The sequence below is a fragment of the Burkholderiales bacterium genome (genome assembly GCA_015075645.1).
Classification (GTDB): Bacteria; Pseudomonadota; Gammaproteobacteria; order Burkholderiales; family Casimicrobiaceae; genus VBCG01.
This window is the reverse complement of the sequence record JABTUF010000004.1, coordinates 507,167-531,599: the sequence shown is the minus strand read 5'-3', so window position 1 is coordinate 531,599 and position 24,433 is coordinate 507,167. Positions and strand designations below refer to the sequence as shown.

At 70.9% G+C, this 24,433-nt stretch carries 21 protein-coding genes; 5 read left to right on the top strand and 16 right to left on the bottom strand.

The genetic code is table 11. From position 1 onward, the window contains the following. Window positions 1-4 precede the first annotated feature (4 nt). Window positions 5-958, top strand: coding sequence for a LysR family transcriptional regulator (locus HS109_12670; GenBank protein MBE7523223.1), 954 nt, complete (start codon window positions 5-7; stop codon window positions 956-958). Further along, on the top strand, window positions 955-1,932 hold the full coding sequence (locus tag HS109_12665) for a tripartite tricarboxylate transporter substrate binding protein (protein MBE7523222.1): 978 nt from the start codon (window positions 955-957) through the stop codon (window positions 1,930-1,932). Before HS109_12670 ends, HS109_12665 begins: the two co-directional genes overlap by 4 nt. Window positions 1,933-2,092: 160 nt before the next feature. Here the strand turns inward: HS109_12665 and HS109_12660 are convergent, their stop codons facing one another. Further along, window positions 2,093-2,863 (bottom strand): HAD-IIB family hydrolase, encoded by a 771-nt coding sequence (locus HS109_12660; protein ID MBE7523221.1) that lies wholly within the window; start codon window positions 2,861-2,863, stop codon window positions 2,093-2,095. Between the two features lie 26 nt (window positions 2,864-2,889). Further along, window positions 2,890-4,410 (bottom strand): glycerol-3-phosphate dehydrogenase, encoded by a 1,521-nt coding sequence (gene glpD, locus HS109_12655; protein ID MBE7523220.1) that lies wholly within the window; start codon window positions 4,408-4,410, stop codon window positions 2,890-2,892. Between the two features lie 65 nt (window positions 4,411-4,475). Between glpD and HS109_12650 the strand changes: the two genes are divergently transcribed. The 3 genes from HS109_12650 to HS109_12640 all read left to right on the top strand — a co-directional run bounded on the left by HS109_12650 (window position 4,476) and on the right by HS109_12640 (window position 8,773). Further along, window positions 4,476-5,648: an amidohydrolase gene (locus HS109_12650; protein ID MBE7523219.1), complete on the top strand. Its 1,173-nt coding sequence runs from the start codon at window positions 4,476-4,478 to the stop codon at window positions 5,646-5,648. Window positions 5,649-5,664: 16 nt separating this feature from the next. Next, window positions 5,665-6,744 (top strand): AI-2E family transporter YdiK, encoded by a 1,080-nt coding sequence (ydiK, locus tag HS109_12645; GenBank protein ID MBE7523218.1) that lies wholly within the window; start codon window positions 5,665-5,667, stop codon window positions 6,742-6,744. A gap of 766 nt (window positions 6,745-7,510) precedes the next feature. After that, window positions 7,511-8,773 (top strand): hypothetical protein, encoded by a 1,263-nt coding sequence (locus tag HS109_12640; protein ID MBE7523217.1) that lies wholly within the window; start codon window positions 7,511-7,513, stop codon window positions 8,771-8,773. A gap of 20 nt (window positions 8,774-8,793) precedes the next feature. Here the strand turns inward: HS109_12640 and HS109_12635 are convergent, their stop codons facing one another. From HS109_12635 to HS109_12570, 14 genes are all read right to left on the bottom strand, one after another. Beyond that, the gene (locus HS109_12635; protein MBE7523216.1) at window positions 8,794-10,578 is read right to left on the bottom strand and encodes a hypothetical protein; all 1,785 of its coding nucleotides are present in this window, start codon (window positions 10,576-10,578) and stop codon (window positions 8,794-8,796) included. Then, the gene (locus HS109_12630; GenBank protein MBE7523215.1) at window positions 10,575-11,234 is read right to left on the bottom strand and encodes a hypothetical protein; all 660 of its coding nucleotides are present in this window, start codon (window positions 11,232-11,234) and stop codon (window positions 10,575-10,577) included. The genes HS109_12635 and HS109_12630 overlap by 4 nt, the downstream gene beginning before the upstream one ends. Further along, window positions 11,231-11,869 carry a class I SAM-dependent methyltransferase gene (locus tag HS109_12625; protein ID MBE7523214.1) on the bottom strand — a complete coding sequence of 213 codons (639 nt, stop codon included), beginning with the start codon at window positions 11,867-11,869 and terminating at the stop codon, window positions 11,231-11,233. The genes HS109_12630 and HS109_12625 overlap by 4 nt, the downstream gene beginning before the upstream one ends. A gap of 25 nt (window positions 11,870-11,894) precedes the next feature. After that, a complete protein-coding gene (locus HS109_12620; protein ID MBE7523213.1) occupies window positions 11,895-12,515 on the bottom strand; it encodes a class I SAM-dependent methyltransferase in 621 nt (206 codons plus the stop codon). Between the two features lie 20 nt (window positions 12,516-12,535). After that, a complete protein-coding gene (locus HS109_12615; protein ID MBE7523212.1) occupies window positions 12,536-13,342 on the bottom strand; it encodes a CoA ester lyase in 807 nt (268 codons plus the stop codon). 15 nt (window positions 13,343-13,357) lie between these two features. Continuing rightward, the gene (locus HS109_12610; GenBank protein ID MBE7523211.1) at window positions 13,358-14,740 is read right to left on the bottom strand and encodes an MmgE/PrpD family protein; all 1,383 of its coding nucleotides are present in this window, start codon (window positions 14,738-14,740) and stop codon (window positions 13,358-13,360) included. Next, on the bottom strand, window positions 14,737-15,915 hold the full coding sequence (locus tag HS109_12605) for a CoA transferase (GenBank protein ID MBE7523210.1): 1,179 nt from the start codon (window positions 15,913-15,915) through the stop codon (window positions 14,737-14,739). Before HS109_12605 ends, HS109_12610 begins: the two co-directional genes overlap by 4 nt. Before the next feature lie 11 nt (window positions 15,916-15,926). Then, the gene (locus tag HS109_12600) at window positions 15,927-17,090 is read right to left on the bottom strand and encodes an acyl-CoA/acyl-ACP dehydrogenase (protein ID MBE7523209.1); all 1,164 of its coding nucleotides are present in this window, start codon (window positions 17,088-17,090) and stop codon (window positions 15,927-15,929) included. Between the two features lie 19 nt (window positions 17,091-17,109). Further along, a complete protein-coding gene (locus HS109_12595; GenBank protein MBE7523208.1) occupies window positions 17,110-17,967 on the bottom strand; it encodes a MaoC family dehydratase N-terminal domain-containing protein in 858 nt (285 codons plus the stop codon). A 101-nt stretch (window positions 17,968-18,068) separates the two neighbouring features. After that, the gene (fumC, locus tag HS109_12590; GenBank protein MBE7523207.1) at window positions 18,069-19,478 is read right to left on the bottom strand and encodes a class II fumarate hydratase; all 1,410 of its coding nucleotides are present in this window, start codon (window positions 19,476-19,478) and stop codon (window positions 18,069-18,071) included. 32 nt (window positions 19,479-19,510) lie between these two features. After that, on the bottom strand, window positions 19,511-20,701 hold the full coding sequence (locus HS109_12585; protein MBE7523206.1) for an acetate/propionate family kinase: 1,191 nt from the start codon (window positions 20,699-20,701) through the stop codon (window positions 19,511-19,513). Then, window positions 20,698-22,140: a bifunctional enoyl-CoA hydratase/phosphate acetyltransferase gene (locus HS109_12580; GenBank protein MBE7523205.1), complete on the bottom strand. Its 1,443-nt coding sequence runs from the start codon at window positions 22,138-22,140 to the stop codon at window positions 20,698-20,700. Before HS109_12580 ends, HS109_12585 begins: the two co-directional genes overlap by 4 nt. Window positions 22,141-22,266: 126 nt before the next feature. Beyond that, on the bottom strand, window positions 22,267-23,115 hold the full coding sequence (locus HS109_12575; GenBank protein ID MBE7523204.1) for a phosphate/phosphite/phosphonate ABC transporter substrate-binding protein: 849 nt from the start codon (window positions 23,113-23,115) through the stop codon (window positions 22,267-22,269). Window positions 23,116-23,545: 430 nt separating this feature from the next. After that, on the bottom strand, window positions 23,546-24,433 hold the full coding sequence (locus HS109_12570; protein ID MBE7523203.1) for an amino acid ABC transporter substrate-binding protein: 888 nt from the start codon (window positions 24,431-24,433) through the stop codon (window positions 23,546-23,548).

Sequence of the window (24,433 nt, the reverse complement as noted above, 5' to 3'; positions counted from 1 at the left end):
TGCCGTGCCCATCGCGATGGAACTCGAACCCCTCCGCCTGTTCCTGCAGGTCGCCGCCACCGGCAGCTTCTCGCGCGCGGCGGCGCTCGCCTCGTCGACGCAGTCCGCGGTGAGCAAGCGCATCGGCGCGCTGGAACGCCGGCTCGAGGCGCGGCTCTTCGAGCGCACCGGCCGCGGCGCCCGCCTGACTTCCGCGGGGAGGAGGCTGCTCCCGCGCGCCGAGGCGCTGACCGCCGAAGTCGACCGCCTCGCCGAAGTCGTGCGCGACGATGCGCCATCGCTGCGCGGCGTCGTCCGCCTGTCGGTCCAGCCGTCGGTGAGCTGGCCGCTCGCCGGCGACCTGATCGCGGAAGTGCGCCGCCGCCATCCGGGGGTGCGCCTCCAGATCGCCGAGGGGCCGACCCGGCAGATCGAAGAGGGCCTCGCCGACGGACGCATCGACCTCGGCGTCGTGTCGCTCGCCCCGCCGCCCTCGCTCGGCGAATGCCATCCGCTGTTCGAGGTCCCGCTCCTCGTCGTGGCGAAGGCCGGCGATCCGCGGGTGTGCGCGCGAACGATCACCTTCGCGCGCTTCGCGCAGTTGCCGCTCGCCATCGCCACGATGCCCAACGGCGGGCGCGTGCTGGTCGAGGAGGAGGCGCGTCGCGCCGGCCTCACGCTCAACGTCGAGGTCGAGGTCAACTCGATCCACGTGTTGAAGAAGCTCGTCGCGCGCGGCGGACTGTACTCGCTCGCATCGCCCGGCGTGATCGCCGCGGAGGTCGCCGCGAACGAACTCCACGGCGCGCGCATCGTGCGCCCGGAGATCCGCCAGTCGTTCACGCTGGTCGTCAGCGCCCGCCGCCGCACGAGCGCGGCGGTGCGGGCGGTCGCCGAGCTCGTCCGCGAGCTCGCCGGCGCCAGTGACCGCGGCCGCGCCCGGCCGCGCCGATCCGTTCCCGCGAAGGAGGTCGCATGAAGACGTTGTCCCGCATCTGGCTCGCGTTGGGCGCGGCGCTCGCGCTCGCCGTCTGTGCGAACGCGCTCGCGCAGGGCTATCCGAACCGTCCGATCAAGCTCATCGTCGCCGACTCGCCGGGCGGGGCGCCCGACCAGCTCGCCCGGCTCGCCGCGCACGCGGTGGGCGACACGCTGGGACAGCCGATCGTCGTCGAGAACCGCGCGGGCGCGGCGGGCATCCCCGGCGCGGAATCCGTCGCCAAGTCGCCGCCCGACGGCTACACGCTCGTCGTCATCACCTCGGCGGTCTACGCGATCCTGCCGAACCTGCGTCGCGACCTGCCGTTCGACGTGACGAAGGACTTCGCGCCGGTCACGCGACTCGCGACCGCGTCGAACGTGCTGGTCGTCAACAACGACCTGCCGGTGGCGAACGTGGCGGATCTCGTGCGCTACGCGAAGTCGAGGCCGGGCACGCTCAACTACGCGTCGGCGGGCATCGGCACGCCCGGGCACCTCGCGGGCGAGATGCTGAACCTCCTCGCCGGCATCCAGGTCACGCACATCCCGTACAAGGGCGCCGCGCCGGCGCTGCTCGACGTCATCGCCGGCAACGCGCAGTACATCTTCACCTCGCCGCTCGCGGCCGGCGCGCACATGAACGCGGGGCGCGTGCGCGCCATCGCGACGACCGGCACCGAGCGCAATCCCTCGCTGCCGACGTTGCCGATCGTCGCCGACACCGTGCCGGGCTACGAGATCACGCAGTCCTGGGGCGTCGCGGCGCCCGCCGGCACGCCGCCCGACATCGTGAAGCGGTTGAACGAGGCCTTCGTCAAGGCGATGGCGAGCCCCGAGGTGAAGGAGAAGGTGCTGAAGACCGGCGCCGTGCCCGCGGGCGACTCACCCGCCGCGTTCGAGGCGTTCATGGCCGCGGAGCGCGCGCGCCTGGGCAACGTCATCAAGCAGTCGGGCATCGTCCTCAAGGATTGAGCGGGTGGCGCGCTTGTCGGGCTGAAGCCCGACCCACAACCTCACCCCGTAGGTCGGCCTTCAGGCCGACGCCATCGTCACGCCTCGACGCAAATCCGTCGGGCTGAAGCCCGACCCACAACCTCACCCCGTAGGTCGGCCTTCAGGCCGACGCGACGCATCACGCGAGCAGGAAATCGACGAGCTCGACGAACCCCGCGCCCGCTTCGCGCTGCGTGATCCATGCCGGCGGCGTCGCGATGCGATCGAGGAACGCGCGCACGTTGGCGACACCCACCGCGTTGGGGAAGTACGCGAACATCGGCGCGTCGTTGGGCGAGTCGCCGGCGAACACGAACCGGTCGCGCTCGCGCTCGAGGTCGATGCGAAGCGCGTCGGCGAGAAAGCTCTGCGTCATCCCCAGCTTGTCGTAGCGGCCGATCCAGCCGTTCACGTGGATCGACGACACCTTCGCGGTGAGTCCTTCGCCTTCCATGATGGCCACGATGCGGTCGACCGCCTCGCGCGGGAGCGGCGCCACGTCCTCGCAGAAGTCGATCGCGATGTCCGCCTCGCGGTACGGCTGGTCGGACGCGAGCGCGGTGCCCGGCACTTCGCGCAGCACGCGCGCGGCGACCTCCGAGAGCCGTTCGCGATTCGTTCGGCGCTCCGCCTCGCCTGCCGCGTAGCCGCGCTGGAGCTTGCGCCGCGCCGCGTCGTAGCGCATCCACAGCGCGCCGTTCTCGCCCACGACGCCGTCGACCGGCCACATCCGCGCGATGTGGTCGCACCAGCCGGCCGGCCGGCCGGTGATCGGCACGACGAGCCTGCCCGAGGCCTTCAGGCGCGCGAGCGCGGCGTACGCGTCGGGCGTCAACTGCCCGTGCGTGGTCAGCGTGTCGTCGATGTCGGTCAGCACGCCGCGGATCGCCGCGCGCGTCGCCTCGGGCATCGACTGCAGCGGGCGCGGCCCCATCGTCATGCGCGCGCCGCGGCCGCGCGCACGTACCCGGCGGCGCGTTCGCGTTCGGCGGAGGTCATCGCGAGTCCGCACTTGGTCCGCCGCCAGAGCACGTCATCGGGCTCGCGCGCCCATTCGTGCGCGACGAGGTGCTCGACCTCGCGCTCGGTGAGTCCCGCGCCGAAGTCCTCGCCGAGGTCGGCGGGGGATGCCGCGTCACCCAGCACGTCCGTCGCGAGCGTGCCGTGGCGGCGCGCGAGCGCCCGCAGCAGGTCGACCGGCAGCCCCGGATAGCGCGCGCACAGCGCCGCGAGCAGCGCGGCGCGGTCGCCGTTTCGCAGGTCGCCGCCGGGCAGCGGCGCGGTCGCGGTCCACGCGGGCTTCATGCCCGGGAAGTACGGCGCGAGGTCCGCGAGCGCGGCTTCCGCGAGCTTGCGGTAGGTCGTGATCTTGCCGCCGTAGATCGAGAGCACCGGCGCGCGGCCCGGCCCGGGCGGCCCGTCGGTCGCCTCGACCTTCAGCACGTAGTCGCGCGTCACCGCGGAGGGGTCGGACGAACCGTCGTCGTAGAGCGGGCGCACGCCGCTGTACGACCAGACGATGTCGGCGCGGGAGATCGGCTGCGCGAGGTATCCGTTCGCGAGCGCGATCAGGTAGTCGGTCTCGTCGTCGGAGATGCGCGGCGCGTCCCAGCCGTCGACCGGGACGTCGGTCGTGCCGATCAGCGAGTAGCGCTCCTGGTAGGGAATGACGAAGACGATGCGCTGGTCCGAGTTCTGCAGGATGTAGGCGTGCTCCTCGTCGTGCACGCGCGGCACGACGATGTGGCTGCCCTTGACGTGCCGCACGCTCGCGCCGGAGGGCGGCGCGTCGGTCGAGGCCAGCACCTCGGCGACCCAGGGCCCGGCCGCGTTGACGATCGCGCGCGCGGTCACCTCCTCGCGGCCGCCCGCCGCTTCGAGCGACACCCGCCAGATCCCGTCCACGCGCACCGCGCCGGCGAAGCGCGTGCGCGTGCGGATCGCCGCGCCGCGCTCGCGCGCCGACATCGCGTTCGCCACGACGAGCCGCGCGTCGTCGACGCGTGCATCCGCGTAGACGAAACCCTTGCGGAAGCGCGGCTGCAGGCCGGCGCCCCAGCGGCTGCCGTCGAGCGACACGGCGGAGGAGCGCGGCAGCGACATCCGCCCGCCCAGCCGGTCGTACAGGAAGAGCCCCGCGCGGATCATCCAGGCCGGCCGCAGGTGCGGTTCGTGCGGCAGCACGAACGCGAGCGGCTCGACCAGGTGCGGGGCGATGCGCAGCATCACCTCGCGCTCGGCGAGCGCCTCGCCGACCAGCCGGAACTCCCGGTGCTCGAGGTAGCGCAGGCCGCCGTGGATCAGCTTGGTGCTGGCCGACGAGGTCGCGCTCGCGAGGTCGTCGCGCTCGACGAGCAGCACCGAGAGCCCGCGGCCCGCGGCATCGCGCGCGATGCCGGCGCCGTTGATGCCCCCGCCGACGACGGCGAGGTCGAAAGTCGCTGCGCTCGCGGCCACGGCGCGATTCTACCGGATGCGTTACGATGGCCCCCTTCCCCGAGAGCCCGGGCACGCCGCACGCGATGAACCTCGTCCCCGAAGCCGTCGCGCTCGACGCCGAACTGCGCGGCTGGCGACGCCACCTGCACGCCCATCCCGAGACCGCGTTCGAGGAGCGGGAGACGGCGGCCTTCGTCGCCGAGCGGCTGCGCGCGATGGGGCTCGAGGTGCACACCGGCCTCGCCGGAACCGGCGTCGTGGGTGTCCTGCGGCAGGGCGACTCGCGCGAAGCCATCGCGCTGCGCGCGGACCTCGACGCCCTGCCGATCCACGAAGAGACCGGGGCGCCGCACGCCTCGAAGCACGCCGGCCGCATGCACGCCTGCGGTCACGACGGGCACACGACGATGCTCCTCGGCGCCGCGAAGGCGCTCGCGCAGCGCAGTCGCTTCGACGGCAGCGTGGTGTTCGTGTTCCAGCCGGCCGAGGAGAACGAGGGCGGCGGGCGCGTGATGGTCGAGCAGGGGCTCTTCGAGCGTTTCCCGGTGCGCGCGGTCTACGGCATGCACAACTGGCCGAGCCTGCCGCTCGGTTCGTTCGCGATGCGCGCCGGCCCGCAGATGGGCGCCTTCGACATCTTCGAGATCGTCGCCACCGGCAAGGGCGCGCACGCCGCGATGCCGAACCTCGGCCGCGACCCGATGCTGTTCGCGTCGCAGGCGATCGCCGCCCTGCAGACGATCGTGTCGCGCAATCTGCATCCGATGTCGGCCGGCGTGGTCACGGTCACGCAGGTGCACGCGGGCGACACCTGGAACGTGATTCCGAACGAGGTCGTGCTGCGCGGCACGGTGCGCACCTTCGAGCGCGACGTGCAGGACACGATCGAGCGCCGGATGCGCGGCATCGTCGAGGGCGTCGCCGCGACCTTCGAGATGAGCGCCACGCTGCGCTACGAGCGCCGGTACCCGGCGACGGTCAACGCCGAGGCCGAGACCGCCCACGCGATCGCGGCCGCGGCGGCCGTCGTCGGCCGCGATCGCGTCGACACGAATCCGGTGCCGAACATGGCGAGCGAGGACTTCGCGTTCATGCTGCAGGCGAAACCGGGCTGCTACGTCTGGCTCGGCACCGGCCGCGGCCCCGACACGCCGCTGCTGCACAACCCGCGCTTCGACTTCGACGACGAGGCGATCGCGATCGGCACGAGCTACTGGGTGACGCTCGCCGAGCAGCAGCTTCCGGTCGCCCGCTGACCGACGACGAGAGCCCATGCCGATCGAGACCAACCCCACGCACGGCAACCTGACGCGTGTCGTGCTGGGCGTGGCCTTCATCCTGCTCGTCGGCGGGACGAGCCTCTACATCCTGAAGCCGTTCCTGCCCGGCCTCATCTGGGCGACGATGATCGTCGTCGCGACCTGGCCGCTGCTCATCGGTCTGCAGCGGCGCCTGCGCGGCAGCCGCACGCTCGCCGTCGTCGTGATGATGACGCTCCTGCTCCTCATCGTCATCGGACCGCTCGTCTCGCTCGGCAACACGATCGCCGGGCAGGCCGAGCACCTGGCCACGCTCAAGACGCTCGAACTCAAGATTCCGGAGCCACCCGACTGGGTCCACTCGATCCCGCTCGTCGGCGAGAAGGCGGCCGAGGAGTGGGAGGCGATCGCGAAGGCCGGGCCGGCGTCGCTCGCCGCGCGCCTGACGCCGTACATGTCGCAGATCGGCTCGTGGCTCCTCTCGCAACTGGGCGGACTGGGCGGCATGGTCGTGCACCTCGTCGTCACGTTCCTGTTCTGCGGCGTGCTCTACGCGAGCGGCGAGAGCGGGGCCACCGGCGTGCGCCGCTTCTTCCGGCGGCTGCAGGGCGAGCGTGGCGACGCGATCGTCGTGCTCGCCGGCGCTTCGATCCGCGCGGTCGCGCTCGGCATCGTCGTGACCGCAGTCGTGCAGACCGTGCTGGGCGCGATCGGCTTCCTCGTCGCCGGCGTGCCCTACGTCGCGCTGCTCGCGGCGCTGATGCTGATCTGCTGCATCGCGCAGATCGGCCCGGGCATCGTGCTGGCCGGCGGCGTGATCTGGCTGTGGCACACCGGCGACCACACCTGGGCGGTCGTGCTCGCGATCTGGTCGATCGCGGTGGCGTCGCTCGACAACATCCTGCGGCCCGCGCTCATCAAGCGCGGCGCCGACCTGCCGCTGCTGCTGATCTTCCTGGGCGTCCTCGGCGGGCTCCTCGCGTTCGGGATCGTCGGGCTCTTCGTCGGACCGGTCGTGCTCGCGGTCGCCTACACGCTCGGCACCGCGTGGGTGGCCGAGGCCGACGAGAACCCGGCACCTCCGTCGCAGTAGCGCCCCGCAGCCGCGCGGCGGCGGTCAACGTCGCGCGATCACCTGCACGACGTAGCCATCGCCGCGGTGGGATCTGCCCGATGCCGCGACGGTTGACGCTCGTCCAACACTCGCACCCGGGCCCTCCTGGCCCCGCGGCAACGCCTGATGCACCCCGATTCCATCGGTTCGGGCGAGCCCAGACGTGTTACGCCGCTCCCGTCGGCGCGCGTCCTCGCGTTGAATTTGCCGTCCGTCGACGGCGACGCTCTCCATCGTTGAACACCCCATGGTGTCGCCGATCCTGGCCGCCGGTCGAAACCATTGACAGCGCGGCGAACGAGGCTAAAGTGAGCCCCTGCCGCAAGGATGACGCTGCGGCCGGCCGCAGCGAAGGAGGACAGATGAACCTCGGGATGGAGCGGCACGGCGACCAGCTGCTGGTGCATGTCGCCGGCGTCGCCGACGAGGCACGCGGCGTATTCGAACGAATCCGCGGCTGCCGCAGCAGCTGGTGGTCCTGCCCGTCGGGCGAATACGCGAAGAGCGGCGGCTGCGCTACGCGACGCGAGGGCGAGTCCACGGTTCCGGCGCTCACCCTGCGACCCGGTGAGACGCTGTCGACGGCGGGCGTCGAGGAATGTCTGTGCTACGTGCTGGCCCAACGCAGGCGGCACCGCGGCGGCCGAGACGACGCCGCCCGCAAGGTGATGATCGGGCGCGGCATCCCGACCCGACATCGGAAGGGACCGCACGAACCCGATTGCCACAGGCGAGGGAGGTCAACATGGGCAACGATCGCACCGATGCCATCGGGGCGTCGAACGTCACGTGGGTCGATCTGTCGGCCTTCGGCGAGACTTACAAGGGGCGCCGCGTCTGGGGCCCTGCGGCGCTGGCGCTTGCAATAGCCCTGGGCTCCCTCGCCGCGCTCGCGAGTCTCGTCTTCCTCTGGTATCTCGTCTCGCAACTCGGCCCGGCATTCGAGCGGGCCGGCGGGGCCGTCTTGTTTCTCATCGTGATCGTCGCGTGCGTCGCCGTCGCTTTCTTTGTGATTCGCAATCGGGTTCGGCTCGAATCGGACATCAGCGGGTTCGTGAGCGAGGCCGACCTGTCGCCGGGCGATCTCGATCGGATCGTCCCGCGCGCCGGGATTCCGCTGCGCAAGCTGCTCGATCGGGTGCAGCGCTTTGCCGCCACGTTGGGTCCGCGCGTTGCGATCAGGCCAACCGCCGACCCCGTCATGCGCAAGAAGTCACGTCAGCAAACGACCATCGCCTGGAGTCTGGTGGGTGGTGGGCTGCTGGTCTTCCTCTTCGTCTCGACGGTGATCGGCCTTCCCGTGATGGTCGCATCCAGCATCTTCTTCGTGCGCGCCGCGCGAGCGAGGCAGCCCTCCATCGCCGAGGTTCGCACGCAGGATCCGCGACGTCCCGTTCTCCTTCTGCGGTCCTTCCGCGACGACCGGCTGATGGCGCCACAGCGCCGGCGCTATTTCCTCTGGGACATCAACGTCGCACGCCGCTTCGAGCAGGCGATCGCCGGCAGCTTCCAGACGTTGGGCCCTCTCATTGCCGTCGGCGAGCCAGGAGAGAAGCTTCCGCAGATCGGGGCCGCCCGTGCCTATCTTCCCGACCGGGAATGGCAGGACGCGGTCCTCGGCTGGATCGAGGAGTCGCTCCTCATCGTGATGATTGCCGGTTCCACCCAGTGGATCCAGTGGGAGCTCCACCGGATCCTCGAGAAGAATCGGTCGCAACATCTGGTGATCCTCGTCCCCCCGGAGGGGCGCCCGGCCCGATTCTGGAATCAGCGGCACTTTTCGTCCCGTCAGGATCGCTGGACCAACGTCGTGAACTCATTGGCCAACACCGAATGGTCACCTGCGTTGCGCAGCATCGACACCCGTGACCTTCTCCTCGTGGAGCTGATGCCCGCCGGCAAGGTCATCGCAACGCGCGCGAGCAATTCATCCCTCGAGGTGTACCTGATCGCCATTGCAGTCGCGATCGACGACGAGTTCGTCGCACCCGAAGCCAAGACGGCGTGAGCGCCCGATCGCGCGGGTAATCAGCCAGGCAGTGCCAGCGGTCGGCTCTCGGCGGAAAGGCGCCAGTTCGCGACGTCCCCGAGCATGGCGTCGACCGTCGAACGCGCCCGAGCCCGGAGTAGCACGAGGTCGGGAGGCTCGGCCGACGCGAGGCCGTGAAGTTCGTCCAGTACCGCACGGGCATGCTCCGAGCGGCGCGCAATGCCGTCGATGTCGCCGATGACCCGGATGCCATAACTCGCCACCGCCAGTGCGGGCAGCGCAGCGCCCAGCGTCGTGCCGAGAAGGCCGGCGTTGACGCCGTGCGGCACGACCGCGTGAAGCCCGTGTCCACCGGTGGCATGGTCGAGCGCGATCGCGGCGGTCAGGATGAACAGGGCGAGGCCGAAGCTCTCGAGCCGGCGCTCGAGTGTCCCCATGCGGACCGCGGTGCCGTGATGGTAGTTGCGCTGATCCGCGAGCAGATCGACGAGCAGCCGTCGCGCCTCCTCCAGGCCGGCCCCGTCGAGCGCGCCGGAACGCAGGCCCTGCATCCGCACGAAGGCGCGGGCGTACCAGCCCGTCCACGTGGGCTCTTCGCCGCGGAATGCGGCGGGACGATCCGCGAGCGCCCAGACGCAGGTGGCGACGCGCAGACGTTCGGCAATCTCGCGCGCCTCGATCCAGCGCCGGTGCCAGCCCGCGTGACGTCCGATCCAGGTGTTGAGGATCACGAGCCCCATCAGCAGGACCTCCACGATGGCGAGGTTGTGGGCGGCACCCATGATCAGCGATGCGGCGGCCGCAGCGACGGACAACGCGCCGAAAACGAAGTTGGACACGTAGGCGCTGCGAAACACCTGCCCGAAATACCCGCCGACGGCGCTCGCCCAGCCATACGAGAGCGCGGTGTCGGTTGGCGTCGACATTCCGGTCGAAGCGAGGAGGGCCGTAGCGGGTGCGCAATACGCTTCGGCCGTTGCCCGAGCATTCCTGGGCCATAGATCGGCGCGGCAGAGCCTGCGGACTCCGGCGAGTGCCATCAGCATGGGAAACTCGATCCGCACGTTGAACCGGCGCGCCCGTTCACCATAGTAGCGTTCGAGGTGACGGCGTTCCTCGGCCTCGCTTGGGGGACGGACAAGCTCGTCGACAAGGCGGCGCATGCCGACGTCGAGGCTCAACGCCGGAAGGCTGTCCAAGGTCTCGGCATGCGCAGGCATCCTGGCAAAGCCGCCCCAGAGGACGCGCGGTCGCACGGCCCCGGTCGCATCGATGTGGACGATAGGCATGCCCATGCGCATCGCCGCCGTCACCATCGAGGTCGTTCCCCCGCGCCCCGCGGCCGCGCCCCCGTCCCAGATCGCGATCACGAAGTCGCTGACGCCAAGAATCGTCACGCCGACCCGCTCATACGCCGCTGACCTGGCGGCACGAGAGCCCGGCAGTTCCAGGACGCGACGCGCCTTGCCGAGGAGATCGTGATACTCCGCGAGCGCCGCTTCGCTCCGAAAATCCAGGGCGTAGGCGTCGACAGGAAACGGCAGTGGAGCATCGAGATGAAGGCCGCGCACAATACCCGCCTCGGCGACCATCCGATCGGCTCCTTCGGCGAGCGCCGAGACGATGGTGAGTTCCGGTTTTCCGGGGGCAAACACGTCGCGATGACGCAGTCCCGCAGCGGCGGCCTCGGTCTCGAGCGCATCGAGGACCGCCGCGATGTCCTCCGCGACGCGATCAAGCGCGGCGCCCGGCAGCCGATTCGGTCGATGCCCGAAGACACCGATCGACAGGGACAGCTCCGGTTTCGGCGGATGCGCGGTCATCGCCTCGGTCCGCGGGATCGATTCCGCCGGCGTGAACGCACGTTGAACGGCTCTTGCCGTCCGCGTTGCGCCGGCGCACGTTTCGCGAGCAGCTGCTTGAAGTCGCCTTCGAACCGACCCGTCATGCCGCCTGCACTGCCCTGCGCGAGCAAGCCGGGAGGATTGAAGTCGCCCGCCGTACCGCCCCGGTAGGGCGGGAAGGGTTGCGTGGCGATCTGCCAGCGCACGGCATGGGCGCCCGCGACTCGCTGGATGCCCCAGTAGAAGGAACAGGGGGACGTGGCCGCGGAAGGGTCGGCCTGACAGGCGCCGCTTTGGGGGATATCGCCGGTGCGCCTGAACAGCCTGGCGTCACTTCGGATCACGCGCATCGTCGGCATGCGCTCTATCGGCGTGGAGGCGGGTTCGACCGATTGCGCGACGACCGGCAGTGCCACCGCGGTGGTGACCGTTCCGGCGGCAATCACCGGCAGCGTCGGAAGAAGCACCTTCATGGCCCCCCGTGTACCTGCGCCACACTGCATTCGCGCGCCTGCGCAACGAACGCGACGCCGGGCTCGGATGCGCGCGGCGCTAGCGGCAGCGAGCCGCGTCACGCCCGCGACGATCAGGCCGTCGCGCTCGGCATCGTCGTGACGGCGGTCGGCGGCGGTCAACGTCGCGCGATCACCTGCACGACCTGGCCGTCGCCGCGGTGGCCGCGGCCTTCGAGCACCGTCCGCACGCCGGTGAACGCGTGCTCGATCGAGGCGCCTTCGAAGTCCGCGAGCACGTCGTCGAGCGGATGGAGGAGTTCCGGCTCCGGCGGGCCGCCGGTGCCGTAGCGCAACTGTTCGGGTCCGTAGGCTTCGTAGACGAACACGCCGCCCGGTGCGAGTCCCGCGAGGGCGCGCCGGTGCATCGCGCGTCGCGCCTTCGCCGGCAGGTGCAGGAAGATCGACACGATCGCGTCGTAGCGCGCGTCGCCGAAGTCGAAGCGCGTGACGTCGGCGACCGATGCGTCGAGGCGCACGCCTTCGCGCGCGGCGAGTGCGCGCGCCTTCGCCACGCCCTCTTCGGCCACGTCGACCGCGCTCACGTCGAAACCCCGCTTCGCGAGCCACACCGAGTTGCGGCCCTCGCCGTCGGCGAGGCACAGCACCTTGCCGCCCGGCGCGAGTCGGCCGGCGAACGCCACGAGGAACGCGTTGGGCTCGGTGCCGTAGACGAACTCGCCGCCGGCGTTCGCGTAGCGCGAGTTCCAGAACGCCTTGAGACGCGCGACGGGGTCCGCCTGGGGTCGGTCGGTCATCGGGATGAACGGAATCCGCGCCGCATCAGGACGTCAACCGGCGGCAGAAACAGTAGACGAACGCCTGCCGCGCGCCTGAAGGCGTCCGGTGTTCCTCGCGACGATGCTCGAGCAGTTCGAACGCCGCGCCGAACTCCGCGTGCAACCTGCCGGGACTGTAGCGCATGACCGGCAGTCCGCTGCACTCCGAAGGACCGTCTTCGGCGAAGGTCGCCATCACGACGTGGCCTCCCGGCTTCACCGCGCGCAGGACCTGCGCGCGGTAGGCCGCGCGATCGGCCGGATCGGTCAGGAAGTGGAACACGGCACGATCGTGCCACAGATCGTAGCGATGGCGCGCGAGTTCCACCCGCGTGACGTCGCCTTCGATCCACCGGATCGCGCCCTCGCGCGGGCCCAGCCGCGCCTTCGCCGTCGCGAGCGCCGCGCCCGACAGGTCGAGCACCGTGATCGCGCGATGTCCGGCGTCGAGGAGATCGTCGACGAGCGTCGAGGCGCCTCCGCCGACGTCGATGATCTCGCCGTCGGGCGCGATGCCCGCCTCCGCGATCAGCCGCATCGACAGCGCCGCGTGCGGCTGGTACCAGCTCACCCGGTCGGCGGGGTTGCCCGCGTAGACGCTCTCCCAGTGCTGCTTCGATTGCATCGCAGGCCCCTGATGTCGGTTCAGCGATCGGGATCGCCTTCGTCCAGGATCGAGCGCGCGCGCAGGATCACCGGCTTGTCGACCATCTTGCCGTCGACGGCGACCGCGGCGCCGCCCGATTTCGCCGTGGCGTCGAGCACGCGCTGTGCCCAGTCGCGCTCGGCGTCGCTCGGCCGGTAGGCGGCGTTGACCACGGCGACCTGCTTCGGATGGATGCAGAGCTTCGCGCCGAAGCCGAGCTTCTTCGAGCGCACGACGTCGGCTCGCAGGGCGTCCGCGTCGTCGATCGCGGTGGACACGCCGTCGACCGGCGAGCGCAGGCCCGCGAGCCGCGAGGCGAGCACGAGCCCGGTGCGGAACATCAGCAGCTCGTCCTCCTCGCCGTCGATGCCGAGATCGACCTGGAAGTCGATCGAGCCGAACACCAGCCGCTCGACGCCCGGCGAGGACGCGAGGTTGCGCACCGCGTCGTAGCCCGCCGCGGTCTCGATCAGCGGATAGAGCCGCTTGCCCGCGGCGATCGCCGAGGCGTGCGCGAGATCGGCGCGCCGTTCGGCCTTCGGCAGCACGACGCCCGCCACCGACGCATGACCGCACAGCGCGAGGTCGTCGGCGAACCAGTCGCTGTCCGCCGCGTTCACGCGCACGAGGATGGAGCCGGACGCCTGCGCGAGCCAGTTCGCGAGGGCGTGGCGCGCCTCGAGCTTGGCGTCCGGCGCCACCGCGTCCTCGAGATCGACGATCACCGCGCCCGCCCCGGCGGCGAGCGCCTTGCCGATGCGTTCGGGACGGCTCGCGGGGACGAACAGGTAGGAACGCGGCGTCATGGCGGGCCGGCCGTTTCAGGCGAGGAGAGGTCCGACGCGCGGCGTCGTCGGGAGCGCGCGGATCGCGGCGATCGCGCGGCGCATCTCGGGTTCGGTCGCGCCGTCGCGGTAGCGCGCGAGCCGCACCGCCTTGTCCTCGAGCTCGTCGGGCGCGAGCGTGTTGCCGGGATCACCCTTCGGCTCGTCGACGCGGCCCGCGAGCGTCCGGCCGTCGTTCGTCTCGACCTCGACCTTGCCGATCCAGCGCGCCGGGTACGCGCGATCGACCTCGTCGTCGAGCGTCATCGCGACGCGCTCGCGGAACGCGACGACGCGCGGATCGCGCCAGTGGCCGTCGAACTCCGCGAGCCCCGCCCGATCTTCCACCGCGATCATGCCGAGCACCGTTCCCATCGAGAACTTCGACTGGTGCACGGTCGCCGGATCGACGACCGGGCCGAGCACGTCGATCGCGCCCTGGTGCACGTGCGCGACGACGCGGTTCACGTCCTCGGCGCGAAGATGGTGCGCGCGCATCACCTGCTGCAGCGCGTCGGCCGCCGGATGCGTGTGGCGGCAGGCGGCGTGGAACTTGAACGACGTCTCGGCGAGCGTCCAGCGCGCGCCGAGCCGGTCGTCGAGCTTCGCGGGGTCCGCGTCGCTCGACATGCCGGCGGCGAGACCCTGCGCGCCCTCGAGGATGCGCTTCGCGCCGGTGACGCCGTCGCGCGCGAGGTACGCCGCCGTGAGTCCCGCGGCCGACGCGTGGGCGGTGTGCAACTGCTTCGAATCCGCGCCGTCGCGCAGGAACTCCCACAGCCCCGCCGACTGCGTGCCCGCGGAGCCGAACGCGTCGAGCATCTGCGCGGGCGTGAGCCGCAGCAGGCGACCGACCGCCGCCGCCGCCGCGAGCGTGCCCGCCGTGCCGGTGGTGTGGAACACCTTGTAGTGCGAGCGCCCGAGGAACTCGCCGACGCGGATGCCGACTTCGTAGCCCGCGATGCAAGCCGCGAGGAGCTCCGCCCCGCTCGCGCCTTCGGCTTGCGCCACCGCGAGCGCGGGCGGGAACACGACGGTCGCCGGATGGAACACCGAGCCGTTGTGCACGTCGTCCTGCTCGGCGTAGTGCGACGCCGCGCCGTTCGCCATCGCCGCCAGGAGCGGGCTCGTGCCGCGGCGGCGGATCAGGATCTCGGACGGGCCGTCGGCGGGCCCCATCGCCTCGGCGAAGCGCACGATCGCCTCGACCGGCCGCGCACCCTTGCCGGCGAGCGCGGAGCCCAGCCAATCGATCATCAGCTCCTGCGCGCGCAGCACCACCGCCGGCGGCACCGCCGACAGGTCGAGGCTCGACGCGAACGCCGCGAGCGCCGCCTCGCGCGTCGCCGCACCCTGCTCGACCGGCGAGCGTGCGTTCATATCGCCTTCTCGCTCGCGAGCTTCGCGATCGCGGCTTCGCCGTAGCCCAGTTCGGCGAGGATCGCGTTGGTGTGCCCGCCGAGCGCGGGGACCGCATCCATGCGCGTGCTCGCGGCGTCGGGCACGCCGGGGGGCAGCAGCGCCGGGATCGGACCGGCGGGCGTGTCGACCTGCACCCAGCGCTTGCGGGCCTTCAACTGCGGGTGCTCCCAGACATCCGACATCGTGTTGACGCGCGCGTTCGCGATCTGCGCGTCGTCGAGCCGCGCGACCACCTGCTCGGCGGAGAGCCCCGCGAACTCGGCGACGATCAGCTTGCGCAGCGCCTCGCGCGACGCGGTGCGCTTCGCGTTGGAGGCGAAGCGCGCGTCGGTGGCGAGATCGGGCTTGCCCAGGACCTTCGCGCAGAACACCTGCCACTCGCGCTCGTTCTGCAGCCCCAGCATCACCGTCTTGCCGTCGCCGGTCGGGAACGGGCCGTAGGGGTAGATCGTCGCGTGCGCGGCGCCCGCGCGCGGCGGCGGCTCGGCGCCGTCGAACGCGTAGTAGAGCGGGTAGCTCATCCACTCGACCATGCTCTCCAGCATCGACACGTCGATGCCCTTGCCGCGGCCGGTGCGACCGCGCTCGATCAGCGCGGCCAGGATGTTCGTGTACGCGTACATGCCGGCCGCGATGTCGGCGATCGAGCAGCCGGCCTTCGCGGGTTCGTCGGGCGAGCCGGTGATCGACACGAAGCCCGACTCGCTCTGGATCAGGAGGTCGTAGGCCTTCTTGTCGCGGTAGGGACCGTCGGCGCCGTAGCCCGAGATGTCGCAGACGACGAGCTTCGGGTGCGCCGGCGCGAGCGCCTCGTACGAGAGCCCGAGCCGCGCCGCCGCGCCGGGCGCGAGATTCTGCACCAGCACATCGGCCTTCGCGAGGAGCTTCGAGAGGATCGCGGCGGCTTCCGGGTGCTTGACGTCGAGCGTCAGGCTCTCCTTGCTGCGGTTCGACCAGACGAAATGCGAGGCGAGCCCGCGCACGCGGCCGTCGTAGGCGCGCGCGAAGTCGCCCACGCCCGGCCGCTCGACCTTGATCACGCGCGCGCCCAGGTCGGCGAGCTGGCGCGTGCAGAACGGCGCGGCGATCGCGTGCTCCAGCGTGACGACGGTGATGCCTTCGAGCGCGCGCACCGTAACCTCCGTCAGAACGATCGCGGGAGGCCGAGCGTGTGCTCGGCGACGTGCGACAGGATCAGGTTGGTCGAGATCGGCGCGACCTGGTAGAGCCGCGTCTCGCGGAACTTGCGCTCGACGTCGTACTCGTTCGCGAATCCGAAGCCGCCGTGGAACTGCAGGCAGACGTTGGCCGCCTCCCACGACGCCTTGGCCGCGAGGTACTTCGCCATGTTCGCCTCGGCGCCGCAGGGCTTGTGCGCGTCGAAGAGCTCGCAGGCCCGGAAGCGCATCAGGTTCGCCGCCTCGACCTCGATGTAGGCCTCGGCGATCGGGAACTGCACGCCCTGGTTCTGGCCGATCGGGCGGTTGAACACCACGCGCTCGTTCGCGTACTTCGCGATGCGATCGATGAACCAGTAGCCGTCGCCGATGCACTCGGCGGCGATCAGCGTGCGCTCGGCGTTCAGCCCGTCGAGGATGTACTTGAATCCCCTGCCCTCCTGGCCGATCAGGTTCTCGGCGGGGATTTCGAGGTTCTCGAAGAACAGTTCGTTGGTCTCGTGGTTCACCATGTTCGCGATCGGGCGCACGGTGAGCCCGTGACCGACGGCGTGGTGCAGGTCGACGAGGAAGATCGACATGCCCTCGGACTTCTTGCGGACTTCGGGCAGCGGCGTGGTGCGCGCGAGCAGGATCATGAGGTCGGAGTGCTGCACGCGCGAGATCCAGACCTTCTGGCCGTTGACGACGTAGCGATCGCCCTTCTTCACCGCGGTCGTCTTGATCTTGGTCGTGTCGGTGCCGGTCGTGGGCTCGGTGACGCCCATCGACTGCAGGCGGAGCTCTCCGCTCGCGATCCTCGGCAGGTACTTCTGCTTCTGCGCCTCCGAACCGTGGCGGAGCAGCGTGCCCATGTTGTACATCTGGCCGTGGCAGGCGCCGGAGTTGCCGCCGGAGCGGTTGATCTCCTCCATGATGACCGAGGCCTCGGCGAGCCCCAGGCCCGAGCCGCCGTACTCCTGCGGAATCAGCGCGGCGAGCCAGCCGGCCTTGGTGAGCGCGTCGACGAACGCCTCCGGATAGCCGCGCGCCTCGTCGACCTTGCGGTGGTACTCGTCGGGGAACTCGGCGCACAGCGCGCGAACCGCGTCGCGGATGTCCTGGTACTGGTCGCTCTGGTGCTTGATCATGGCGTGTTCCGCGGGAAGGTCAGGCGAGTTCGGCGGCGGCTTCCATGGCGAGGCCGCCTTCGTGGTTGCGCGCCCACAACGTGTGGCCATGCGCGTCGTCCGCGCGGCCGCACACGGTGAAGCGGTGGATGTCGAAGAGCGGGCTCACCGCCTTGAAGCGGAACGCCTTCACCCGCGCGCCCGGCTGATGGCGGCGCAGATTGTCGAGGAGCAGCGTCGCGATGAGCGGCCCGTGCACGACGAGTCCCGGGTAACCCTCGACGCCGGTCACGTAGCTGCGGTCGTAGTGGATCCGGTGGCCGTTGAAGGTGAGCGCCGAGTAGCGAAACAGGAGCACCGGGTCCGGAGCGATCTCGCGCGCGTAGGTTTCGCCCGAGGGCGCGGGCACGGACTTCGCGGCCGGCGAGGGCGTCCCCGGCGGCGGCATGTCGCGGTAGACGATGTCGTGCTCCTCGGTGATCGCCACGCCCCGCGCATCGAGGTACTCGTGGTGGACGGTCACGAACACCAGGGTGCCGCTGCGCCCTTCCTTCGTCGTCACGTCCGCGATGCGCGACCGGCGCGTCACCTCGTCGCCGACGCGCAGCGCATGCGCGAAGGTGAGTCGCGCACCGGCCCACATGCGGCGCGGCAGCGGCACCGGCGGCAGGAAGCCGCCGCGCTTCGGGTGCCCGTCCGGACCGATGTCGCGCGCCTTCGCGACCGGCATGAAGTACAGCCAGTGCCACAGCGGCGGCACCTCGCTTCCGGGTCCGGGCCTCGCGTCGTCGCGGTCGAGGGTGGCCGACAGCGCGAAGAGCGGCGCCGCCGTCACGAGGTCGGTGTGCGCCTCGGTGCGGCCGATCCAGTCGCGCCAGGAGTTCGGTTCTGAGGACATGGGGGAGGAGCGGGAGTCGATAGCTTCGCGCCAAACAGCGGCGCGATCAAGACTGCGCTGCGGTCGCGCCGGAGCGGTGCACGTCTGCCGCTCCGGCAGGGTCAGCGCGCGAGCGGATCGGGCCGCGTCATCGCCGCCGGATCGACCCAGCGATCGAAGTCCGCGCCGGACACGAGCCCGAGCGCGAGCGCCGCCTCGCGCAGGCTCGTGCCCTCGCGGTGCGCCTTCTGCGCGATCTTCGCGGCGTTCTCGTAGCCGATGTGCGGGTTGAGCGCGGTGACGAGCATCAGCGAGCGCTCCAGGTTCGCGCGCAGGTGCTCGCGCAGCGGCTCGATGCCGCGCGCGCAGCGCAGGTCGAACGAGGCGAGCGCGTCGGCGAGAAGCTCGATCGACTCGAGCGCGCCGTGCAGCATCACCGGCTTGTAGACGTTCAACTGGAAGTGGCCCTGCGTGCCGGCGAACGCGACGGTCGCGTCGTTGCCGAACACGCGCGCGGCGACCATCGTCAGCGCCTCGCACTGCGTCGGGTTGACCTTGCCCGGCATGATCGACGAACCGGGCTCGTTGTCGGGAATCGTGATCTCGCCTAACCCCGCGCGCGGCCCGCTCGCGTGGAAGCGGACGTCGTTCGCGATCTTCATCGCCGCGCCGGCGAGCGTGCGCACCGCGGCGCTGGCCTGCACCACCGCGTCGTGCGCGGACAGCGCCGCGAACTTGTCGGGCGCGGTGATGAACCGCGCGCCGGTCAGCGCGGCGAGTTCGGCCGCGACCGCCTCCGCGAAGCCCGCCGGTGCGTTCAAGCCGGTGCCCACGGCCGTGCCGCCCAGCGCGATCGGCAGCAGCGCATCGCGCCCCTGCACGACGTAGCCGCGGCCCTCGCGCAATTGCGCGGCCCAGCCGCCGACCACCTGGCCGAGCGTCACCGGTGTGGCGTCCATCAGGTGGGTGCGGCCGAGCATCACGACGTCGGCGAAGTTCTTCGACTTCGCGTCCAGCGTCGCGACCAGGCGGTCGATCGCGGGCAGCAGGCGGTGGTCGATCTCCTCGACGAGCGCGACGTGCATCACCGCGGGGAACGTGTCGTTCGACGACTGGCTGCGGTTCACGTCGTCGTTCGGATGGACCGGGGCCTTCGAGCCCACCCTGCCGCCCGCGAGCTGGATCGCGCGGTTCGCGATCACCTCGTTCGCGTTCATGTTCGACTGCGTACCCGAGCCGGTCTGGAACACGACCAGCGGGAACTCGCCGTCGAGCTTGCCGTCGATGACCTCGCGCGCGGCGCGCTCGATCAGCTCCGCCTTGTCCTTCGCCAGCACGCCGAGCTTGACGTTCGCGAGCGCGGCGGCGAGCTTGACCAGGCCGAACGCGCGGATCACCGGCCGGCCCCAGTGAAAGCGGCCGACGCCGATCGGGAAGTTGTCGATCGAGCGCTGGGTCTGCGCGCCCCACAGGTGGTCAGCGGGCACGCGGACTTCGCCCATCGCGTCCTTCTCGATCCGGTGCGCGTCCATCGCCCGATGATACGCCCGCACCGGAACCGGGGCTATGTGCCGCGCGGTCCGGCCACCGCGGCCTGAACGTGCCGCGCGATCATCAGCTCCTCGTCGGTCGGCACGACGTACGCGCTCACATGCGAGCCCGACACCGAGATCTTCGACACGCCCGCCGCATTGGCCGCCTCGTCGAGTTCGAGTCCGAGCCAGCGCGCCCCGCGCACGACCGCCGCGCGCACCGGCGCCGCGTGCTCGCCGATGCCTCCGGTGAACACGAGCGCATCGATGCCGCCGAGCGCCGCGACGAGCGAGCCCAGCTCGCGGCCGATGCGGTAGCAGAAGAGGTCGACCGCGAGTTTCGCGCGCGGCTCTCCGCTCGCGAGCAGCGTGCGCATGTCCGACGAGACGCCGGAGACGCCCAGGAGCCCGGAGCGGTGGTAGAGGAGCGCTTCGAGGTCGCGCGGCCCCATGCCCATCTCGTCCATCAGCCAGATCAGCACGCCGGGATCCACGTTGCCCGGCCGCGTGCCCATCACGAGCCCGTCGAGCGCGGTGAAGCCCATCGTCGACGCGACGCTCCTGCCGCCCGCGATCGCGCACATCGACGCGCCGTTGCCGAGGTGCGCCACCACCATGCGGCCCGCGGCGGCCTTCGCGTCGACGGCGCGCATCGCGTCGGCGATGTACTCGTAGGAGAGTCCGTGGAAGCCGTAACGGCGCACGCCCCGATCGGTGATCTCGGGCGGCAGCGCGAACGCCTGCGCGAGCGCCGGGGCGCTCTGGTGGAACGCGGTGTCGAAGCACGCGATCTGCGGCAACGCGGGCATGCGCGCGGCGATCGCGCGGATCGGCGTCAGGTTGTGCGGCTGGTGCAGCGGCGCGAGCGGGATCAGCTTCGCCAACTCGTCGATCACGCCCGCATCGACGCGTACCGGCGCGGCGTAGCGCGTTCCGCCGTGCACGACGCGATGCCCGACCGCGCGCAGCGCCTCGCGCGAGACGCGCTCCGCGAGGAACGCCATCAGGTGGTCGATCGCGCCGGCGTGGTCGAGCGCCTTCGCGCCGTCCCAGGCCTTCTGCGCGACGACGCCACCCGCCGGATCCTTCGCGACGAAGCGCGGCGCGGTGCCCAGCCCCTCGACCTGCCCGCGCAGTTCGAGTTCGAGGGCCGGCCGCTCGAGGAACAGCGAGAACTTGAGGCTCGACGATCCCGCGTTGAGGACGAGGATCGCGTCGCTCATCGCGGCACCACGGCGCGCTTCGCGTGCGCGACGAGCGCCATGACCGCGGCGGAGGCGAGCCGGGTCCGCACGCTGTCCGCGCGCGAGGTGAGCACGATCGGCACGCGTGTTCCGAGCACGATGCCTGCGGCGTCCGCGCCGGCGAGGTACTGGAGCTGCTTCGCCACCATGTTGCCCGCCTCCAGGTCGGGCACGAGCAGGATGTCGGCGCGGCCGGCGACCGCCCCGGCGATGCCCTTCGCGCGCGCGGCGTGTTCGGACACCGCGTTGTCGAACGCGAGCGGTCCGTCCAGGAGTCCGCCCGCGATCTGCCCGCGCTCGGCCATCTTGCACAGCGCCGCGGCGTGCAGCGTCGACTCGATCTTCGGCGTCACCGTCTCGACCGCCGAGAGGACCGCGAGCCTCGGCGTCTCGACGCCGAGCACGCACGCCAGGTCGATCGCGTTCTGCGCGATGTCGACCTTGTCGTCGAGCGTCGGGAAGATGTTGACCGCGGCGTCGGTCACGAAGAGCAGGCGCGGATAGGTCGGCACGTCCATCACGAAGACGTGGCTCACCCGGCGCGCGGTGCGCAGTCCCGTTGCGGAGGGCACGATCGCCCCCATCAGCTCGTCGGTGTGCAAGCTCCCCTTCATCAGCGCGTCGACCTTGCCGTTGCGCGCGAGTTCGACCGCGAGCGCGGCGGCCGCGTGACTGTGCTCGGTGTCGTGCGTCTCGACGCCGGCGAGCGAGACCTGCGCCTCTGTCGCGGCGGCGCGGATCTTCTTCAGCGGTCCGACCAGCACCGGGACGATCAGCCTGCGCTTCGCGGCCTCGAGCGCGCCGGCGAGCGAGTCACGGTCGCAGGGGTGCACGACCGCGCAGCGCACCGGCGGCAGTCCGGCGCAGCGGCGCAGGATCTTCGCGAAACCGTCGTTGCGCCGCAGGATGAGCGAAGGCGTGGCGATCGGCGTGTACGCGAGGCGCGAAGCCGGCGCGATCACGTGCGCGAGGCCCTCGACCAGCACCTCGCCGCGCTGGTTCTCGCAGCGGCAGGCGAAGGCGACGCGGCGCCCCTTCGCGGTCTTCTGCCGCACGGTGACCGTCGCGGTGAGTTCGTCCCCGACCGCGATCGAACCGGCGTAATGCATCGCGGTGTCGGCGATCGTCGTCCCCGGCCCAGGGAGGCGACGCAACAGCAGGTTCGACACCATCGCGATCGCCGCAGCGCCCGGCGCCACCGGACCCTCGCGCTCGCGGCTGCCTTCGACGTGGAACGGGTCGAGTTCGCCCGCGACGAGCGCGAGCCCCTCGATCTCGGTCGCGGTCATCGTGTGCCGGATCGTTTCGCGATCGCCGACGGCGAGTTCGGCGTAGGTACGGTTGGCGACGACGCCGTGATCAGTCGGGGCGGCGCGCGCTGCCCCGCCGGCGGCAGGAGGTGTGCGGGAACGGGTCATCGAACTCTCCGGGCGCGGCATGGTGCCCGATTGTCCCGCGTTCGATCAAGCGGAACCGGCGCGCCGTCAACGGCCGCGACAGGGCAGCGAGTGCGGCCCGCACGGGTCCGCGGGAATAGGGCGACGCTACAGCCCGAGCCAGGCGATGACCGAGGACTCGATCTCGGGGTTGGGCGGGACGAAGCCCTTGTATCCGACGGTTTCCAGCACCTGCTGGCCGCCCTTCGCGTCCTTGAGGCCGAGCAGTGCGTCGCGGATCTTCTGCTGGTCGGACGCGGGCAGGCGCGTGGAGACGATGAACTGCTTGATCGGCACCGGGCGGGATCTGAGCAGCACCTTGCCGCCCTTCGCGGTCCAACCCCGGACCACGGCGTTCGACGCGGTGACGCCGACCTGCGCGAACTGGTTCTCGAGGTAGAACGGGACCGCATCCTGGTAACGGGTCGTGATGACGCGGACGGTCGAAGGCGTCGGTTCGCGCTCCTTGGTCGTCTGGACGTTCTCCGCACGGAACATCGCGCGGACCATCCACGCGGTGATCGAGTCGGGGTCGGGCGTGACGACGGTGCGGCCCTTCAGGTCGTCCATCGACTTGTACGGCCGGTCCGCGGTCATCAGCATCGAAGCCGTGTACTCGGTGAAGCCCTGCGTCCACGCGACGGCCTTGTAGCGGCCGGCCTTGATCTCGGCCATCGGGATGTGCGCCGGATGCAGGAACGCGACGTCGAACTCCTGGGTCTTGAGCCCGGCGCGGGCGTCGTCGTAGGCGGGCACCAGGACGGTCCGCACGCGGCGGCCGGTGGCGGTCGCGAGGACCTGGGCGATCGGAGCGAACTTGTCGCGGATCTCCTTGGGCGTCGCCTGGTAGGTCACCCCTTCGGTGACGGCGAACACCAGTTCCTGCTGCGGCGCCTGGGCCCAGGCGGCGGTGGCGAGCGCCCCGAGGGCAAACGCTGCGGCGAGTCGGCGGATCATGGCGTCGGGACGGCGGGCTCGTGCAATGGTGGTCAGACGGCATGCAAGGAACATGCCTCGCATTCGTGCCCTCTCGCCGATGATACGTCGTCGGCACCCGGTCGGCTACGGAGCGGAGGCGCGCTGATCGTTCAAACACTCGAGGCGGCCGGTGTCGTGCGCCCCCGATCCCGTCGGGTGCCGGTCGCGGCGAACGGCCGGTCCGGCTGATCACGAGGGAAGCCCTGCGCGACCCCGACGCGTCCAACCTCGCGGACCGTCGATGACGATGCGGCAGCGAAGCGTTCGCCCGGCCGCACCGAGAGGCGCGCCGGGCGAGGTGATCGCCCCATTGCCCGCCTCGATCGCAGGGCCTGTCACGCCCGGCGGCGGGCGCCTACCCGTCCGACGCGGCGCGCCTCCGCGCGATGGCGCGGGTCATCCCTGGGCGTCAGGAACCCCGGTCGCTGGGATTGGCCACGATCGCCCGCACCTCGGGGCTCATCGGCAACTCCAGATTGACGCCCTTCGGCGGGATCGGCGAGGTGAACCACTTCGCGTAGATCCGCCCGTACGACCCGTCCTTGAACAGGCCGCGCAGGATGTCGTCGCCGAGCGCCTTGAACGAAGGATCGTCCTTCCGGACCATGATGCCGTACGGCTCTTCCGACAGGAGTTCGCCGACGACCTTGAACTGCTTCGGATTGGCGGCGTTCGCTCGCAGGCTGTAGAGGAGGATCTCGTCGGTGCTGAACGCCGCCGCTCGGCCGGTTTCGAGCAGGAGCAGCGATTCGGCGTGATCTTTCCCGTAGATGATCTTCAAGCCCAGCGAATCCCGCTGGTTCGCGGCCTGGATCGCGTTGATGTTGTTCGTCCCCGAAGTCAGCGCGACCGTCTCTCCCTTGAGGTCGCGCAAACCGGAAGCTCCGTTCGACGACTTGACCATCACGCTGGTCCCGGTCACGAACGTCGTGAGCAGGAACGAGACCACCTTCTGCCGGGCGATCGTGTTGGTCGTCGAACCGCACTCCAGGTCGATCGTGCCGTTCTGCAACAACGGGATTCGATTCGCCGCCGTGACCGGCTGGTAGGCCACCTTGAGCTCCCGAAGCCCGAGGTGCCGCCGGACGCCCGACACGATTTGGTCGCACAGGTCGAGCGAGAATCCGACCGGCCTCTGCTGATCGTCGATGTAGCTGAAAGGCGGCGAGGATTCGCGATAGCCGAGCGTGAGGGATCCCGTCTGACGAACCTTCGTCAGCGTGTCCGGCAGGGCCGTTTGCGCGTCGACGTGGCCCGCGACGAGACCGGCGAGGATGAGGAGCAGCGTGCGAGTCAT

Excerpts from the sequence above, each read along its gene's own strand:
- HS109_12635 (MBE7523216.1), bottom strand. The coding sequence starts at position 10,578 with ATGACCGCGCATCCGCCGAAACCGGAGCTGTCCCTGTCGATCGGTGTC.
- fumC (MBE7523207.1), bottom strand. The coding sequence starts at position 19,478 with ATGGACGCGCACCGGATCGAGAAGGACGCGATGGGCGAAGTCCGCGTG.
- HS109_12610 (MBE7523211.1), bottom strand. The coding sequence starts at position 14,740 with ATGAACGCACGCTCGCCGGTCGAGCAGGGTGCGGCGACGCGCGAGGCG.
- HS109_12570 (MBE7523203.1), bottom strand. The coding sequence starts at position 24,433 with ATGACTCGCACGCTGCTCCTCATCCTCGCCGGTCTCGTCGCGGGCCAC.
- HS109_12650 (MBE7523219.1), top strand. The coding sequence starts at position 4,476 with ATGAACCTCGTCCCCGAAGCCGTCGCGCTCGACGCCGAACTGCGCGGC.
- HS109_12595 (MBE7523208.1), bottom strand. The coding sequence starts at position 17,967 with ATGTCCTCAGAACCGAACTCCTGGCGCGACTGGATCGGCCGCACCGAG.
- HS109_12620 (MBE7523213.1), bottom strand. The coding sequence starts at position 12,515 with ATGCAATCGAAGCAGCACTGGGAGAGCGTCTACGCGGGCAACCCCGCC.
- HS109_12615 (MBE7523212.1), bottom strand. The coding sequence starts at position 13,342 with ATGACGCCGCGTTCCTACCTGTTCGTCCCCGCGAGCCGTCCCGAACGC.
- HS109_12665 (MBE7523222.1), top strand. The coding sequence starts at position 955 with ATGAAGACGTTGTCCCGCATCTGGCTCGCGTTGGGCGCGGCGCTCGCG.
- HS109_12575 (MBE7523204.1), bottom strand. The coding sequence starts at position 23,115 with ATGATCCGCCGACTCGCCGCAGCGTTTGCCCTCGGGGCGCTCGCCACC.
- HS109_12640 (MBE7523217.1), top strand. The coding sequence starts at position 7,511 with ATGGGCAACGATCGCACCGATGCCATCGGGGCGTCGAACGTCACGTGG.
- HS109_12600 (MBE7523209.1), bottom strand. The coding sequence starts at position 17,090 with ATGATCAAGCACCAGAGCGACCAGTACCAGGACATCCGCGACGCGGTT.
- ydiK (MBE7523218.1), top strand. The coding sequence starts at position 5,665 with ATGCCGATCGAGACCAACCCCACGCACGGCAACCTGACGCGTGTCGTG.
- HS109_12585 (MBE7523206.1), bottom strand. The coding sequence starts at position 20,701 with ATGAGCGACGCGATCCTCGTCCTCAACGCGGGATCGTCGAGCCTCAAG.
- HS109_12660 (MBE7523221.1), bottom strand. The coding sequence starts at position 2,863 with ATGCCCGAGGCGACGCGCGCGGCGATCCGCGGCGTGCTGACCGACATC.
- HS109_12580 (MBE7523205.1), bottom strand. The coding sequence starts at position 22,140 with ATGACCCGTTCCCGCACACCTCCTGCCGCCGGCGGGGCAGCGCGCGCC.
- HS109_12625 (MBE7523214.1), bottom strand. The coding sequence starts at position 11,869 with ATGACCGACCGACCCCAGGCGGACCCCGTCGCGCGTCTCAAGGCGTTC.